This window comes from Polynucleobacter sp. 39-46-10 (genome assembly GCF_002282275.1).
On record NZ_NCJB01000216.1, the window covers coordinates 1 to 4,109 of the forward strand.

Annotated in this window: 4 protein-coding genes; all 4 read left to right on the forward strand. The window is 50.2% G+C overall.

Annotation, left to right across the window (positions count from 1 at the left end; genetic code table 11):
* The coding region (locus B7X71_RS12925; RefSeq protein ID WP_293600951.1) for an efflux RND transporter permease subunit at window positions 1–1,743 on the forward strand (1,743 nt) is incomplete at its 5' end.
* Window positions 1,736–3,271, forward strand: a complete 1,536-nt coding sequence (locus B7X71_RS12930; protein ID WP_293600952.1) for an efflux transporter outer membrane subunit — start codon at window positions 1,736–1,738, stop codon at window positions 3,269–3,271. The genes B7X71_RS12925 and B7X71_RS12930, both read left to right, overlap by 8 nt.
* A gap of 33 nt (window positions 3,272–3,304) precedes the next feature.
* The gene (locus B7X71_RS12935) at window positions 3,305–3,511 is read left to right on the forward strand and encodes a DUF3565 domain-containing protein (protein WP_293600954.1); all 207 of its coding nucleotides are present in this window, start codon (window positions 3,305–3,307) and stop codon (window positions 3,509–3,511) included.
* Window positions 3,512–3,563: 52 nt separating this feature from the next.
* Window positions 3,564–3,893 carry a hypothetical protein gene (locus tag B7X71_RS12940; RefSeq protein ID WP_293600953.1) on the forward strand — a complete coding sequence of 110 codons (330 nt, stop codon included), beginning with the start codon at window positions 3,564–3,566 and terminating at the stop codon, window positions 3,891–3,893.
* The last annotated feature ends 216 nt before the right edge of the window (window positions 3,894–4,109 follow it).

Genomic DNA, 4,109 nt, shown 5'->3' on the forward strand with positions numbered 1-4,109 from the left:
GGTTCGGTGGGGGCGATTTATCGTCAGTTTTCGGTCACTTTGGTTATTACGATTGCTTTCTCGGCTTTCTTTGCCTTGTCGCTGACGCCTGCCTTAACGACGACCCTATTGCGTCAGTCGGATATGCAGCATCATAAAGGCTTCTTAGGTTGGTTTAACGACAAGTTTGCCAGTTTCACCAACGGTTACACCCGCTGGATTGGCGCTTTCTTAGCGCGTCCGATTCGTTTGGGCATTATCTACGCGGTGATTGTTGGTGTTACCGCCTTTATGTACCTGAAATTACCCAATGGTTTCTTACCAGAGGAAGATCAAGGTTACTTAATTAACCTGATTCAGCTGCCTTCAGGGGCAACGCAAGAACGCACACTGGAAGTGCTTGCTGAGTTAGAGAAATTCTACATGGCACAGCCAGAAGTGTCGAAAGTGGTGGCTGTTGCTGGTTTTAGCTTCTTGGGTAAGGGTCAGGATGCCGGTATTGCCTTTGTCCGTTTGAAAGAATGGGATGAGCGTATGGCAGCAGGCAGTGATTCGAAGAGTATTGCCATGCGTGCCAATATGGCCTTTTTCAAAATCAAGTCGGCGATGATGTTCGCCATTAATCCGCCACCGATTCCCGAATTGGCCGCGGTAGGTGGGTTCGATTTCCGCTTGATGGATATTGGTGCTGCAGGTCGAGATAAACTGCTGGAAGCTCGCAATATGGTGTTGGGTATGGCCAGTCAAAATCCAGCATTGGCAGGTGTGCGCCCTGAAAGTAAAGAGTTTGCCAGCCAGCTTTATTTCGACATCAATCGGGTTAAGGCACAAGCCTTGAGCATTGACATTGCCGAGGTGAACAGCGTGCTACAAGTGGGATTAGGTTCGGCTTATGTCAACGACTTCATTCGTGATGGTCGCGTGTTGCGTGTGCAAATGCGTGTCAATGCCGAAACGCTGGCCACGCCCGATAGCATTCTGGCCTTGCGCGTTAAAAATCGTAAAGGGGAACTGATACCTTTGTCGGAATTTGTCACACCCAGTTGGGTGGTGGGTGCGCCCAAACTAGACCGTTATAACGGTGTACCCTCGATGAAGATTGCCGGTAATCCTGCACCCGGTTATACCACCGGCGACGCCATGATGACCATGCAGGCTTTGGCGTCTAACTTGCCGCCGGGTATTGGTTTCGATTGGTCGGGTACCTCTTATGAGGAGCGCTTGTCGGCATCGCAGGCAGGCTTGTTGTTTGCCTTGTCGATTTTAGTGGTGTTCTTGGTCTTAGCCGCTTTGTATGAAAGCTGGTCAGTACCTTTTGCCATTTTGTTGGTCGTGCCTTTAGGTCTGTTTGGTCAGATTTTAGCGGTACTCTGGGTGGGTATGCCGAATGACATTTACTTTAAGGTGGGTATGGTGGTGATTATTGGTTTGGCGGCGAAAAATGCCATTCTGATTGTTGAATTCTCGCGACAGTTGGAGTTGGAAGGTAAGGAGTTGGTCGCATCCATTGTCGAAGCCGCCCGCTTGCGTCTGCGCCCGATTATCATGACCTCGATTGCCTTTATTGCTGGTGTCTTACCCTTGGCCTTATCGACGGGGGCAGGCGCGGCCAGTCGTAATGCCATTGGTACCGGTGTCGCTGGTGGTATGTTGTCGGCGACCTTCTTGGCGATTTTGTTGGTGCCTGTGTTATATCTCATCATTCGTAAGCTATTCCCCGGTGGCAAGCCGATCGATCATGAGAAGGAGTTGAGTCATGGTTAAGTTAGGGTTTTATGCGCCGTTCATTCATGCTAGTGTTGATGGGGCAAACACACCCGCTCACCTCGGTTTTCCACTATGGGTGCCCCAGTCAGCTTCGCCGACTGACCCAGCGGGAAAAATAGGTTCGCTTCGTGGTTTGCGCCCATCCTTTAGCCGTGTGCTCTTGCCTGCTATGCTATTAGCTGCGGGTTTATCGGGCTGTGCGCCTATGCAATCGGTAGAAACGGCCAAAGTCGATGCGGCAGTTGTGCCAGCTAGCAATAAAATGCAGGTTACCTTACCCGATTGGCAGTCGTTTTTTCCCGACCCGCAACTTAAAGCGCTCATCAGCGCAGCCTTGGAGAATAATCGCGATTTACGTCTTGCCGCCGCGCGTGTCAGTGAAACACGGGCGCAATATGGTATTGTGCGCGCCGATCGTTTTCCCAGCGTCGATTTAGTCGTTGGTGGTACACGTAGCAGCACACCAGGCACGGTTTCTCCTTCGGGTAAACGCTTCGACCTGACTAAGGGTGAAGTGGGTTTTAGCTTACCCAGTTACGAGTTGGACTTGTGGGGTCGCATTGCCAGCCTAAACGAAGCGGCGTTAGCCACTTTCCTCGCCAGTGAAGCCAATGCCAAAGCCGTGCAACTCGCCTTATTGGGCGATATCGCTGGCAACTACTACCAACTACTAGAGTTAGAAGATCGAGCCAAGCTGTTAGCAGCGATGAAGGATAACCGTGCTGAATGGCTGTCTCTAGTCGAAAAGCGCGTTGAAGTCGGATTGGCCAACGATGCCGAACGTTTGCAAGCGCAAGCGGTGGTCGATGGGTTGGTGCGCGATTTAGCCGAACTGAAACGTCAACACAGCTTGGTACAAAATGGCTTGTCGGTACTCTTGGGCGTTCCCTTGAACAGTCTGAAACTGCCCGATGCCTTATCATTACGTCAGCAAGCCGATACCAGTGCCTTGCGTACTGATACGCCCTCGTTGCGCCTATTGCAACGTCCCGATGTGCAAGCAGCAGAGTTGCGATTGAAAGCATCTAATGCCAATATCGAAGCAGCTCGCGCGGCTTTCTTCCCACGCATTAGCTTGACTGCCAATTATGGCACGGCCAGTAATGAGCTGAATGGACTCTTCGCCAATAACAGCGAAAGCTGGAGTTTTGTACCACAAATTACCTTGCCGATTTTCAATGTCGGTCGTACGCAAGCGACCCTAGATGTTGCTGCCGCGCGTCAGTTACAAGCGGTGGCCGATTACGAAAAAACCCTGCAAAACGCTTTTCGTGAAGTTGCCGATGCCTTGGTTAATCGCACGGGTTACGATGTGCAAATTGTCAGTCAACAAGCGGTGTTAAGCAGTCAGAAAGAACGCTTGCGTGTTGCTGAATTGCGTTATCAACGCGGTTTAGCCGGCTATATTGAGGTGTTAGACGCTCAACGCGACTACCAGACTGCCGAACAGCAATTAGTCAGTATCATTCGCGCGCAAAAAGTGGCCGAAGTGGCGGTGTTCAAAGCGCTGGGTGGTGGAGTCTAACCTATGTCAGTTATGATTGATGCATTTCCCGCAATTGCCCAACCCATCGTCGGTTATCACCGCGATGATGAGGGTGACTGGGTAGCCGAATTGGCCTGCGGGCACAATCAGCATGTACGCCATAACCCACCTTGGAACAATCGCCCTTGGACAGAAACGCAAGTCGGTCGCCAGTCGATGATTGGACAACAGCTGGGTTGTCGTAAGTGTGTGGCTGGCGCACCGAGGGATTGGGGGTAATGACTCTGACAAGAGTGGTGTTGTTTACCTATTGGTTGTTGAAAGGATGAGTATGTCGATTAATTTAATGATCCTGATTGGCGTTGGTATCCTTGTTTTATGGTTCACGACTCATCGTGTGATGCAAGCTAACGGTGAGGCAGACAAGCAGACTAGTGCATTTTCATCGCTCAAGCGACTAGCAGTCGTTTTCCTGATACTGATTTCGCTAGTGGGCATACCGTTACTTATTGGTTTAGCCGTCTGGTTTAGCCTTGGCTTCTTCTTGCCTGATCTTTCCGACGAATGGCGTAGGGAATTGTCTGTTGCTGCAGCCATGGTTGGGTGGTTGATTCTTTTCACTGCTCCGTTGAAACGATTGTCGAAAGACAAGAAAGAGTGACGTAAGTGTGTCGTTAGCAACGCTGATTCAAATACTGAATTAGCTATGATGGTGGTTATTGCACCCTAACCCAAAACCAGACAATGCAGATTGAGTGGTGGTTTATTAAATGTTATCTGTCGGGTCTCAACTGGTTATAAACTTTTTTAACAAATAACTCAGGATGGGTTTTCTGCCATTCCTTAAGTTTAGCGACAGGGGTAACATGCCCAAGAT

Coding starts and splice junctions, on each gene's coding strand:
- B7X71_RS12930 (WP_293600952.1), top strand. CDS start 1,736: ATGGTTAAGTTAGGGTTTTATGCGCCGTTCATTCATGCTAGTGTTGAT.
- B7X71_RS12940 (WP_293600953.1), top strand. CDS start 3,564: ATGTCGATTAATTTAATGATCCTGATTGGCGTTGGTATCCTTGTTTTA.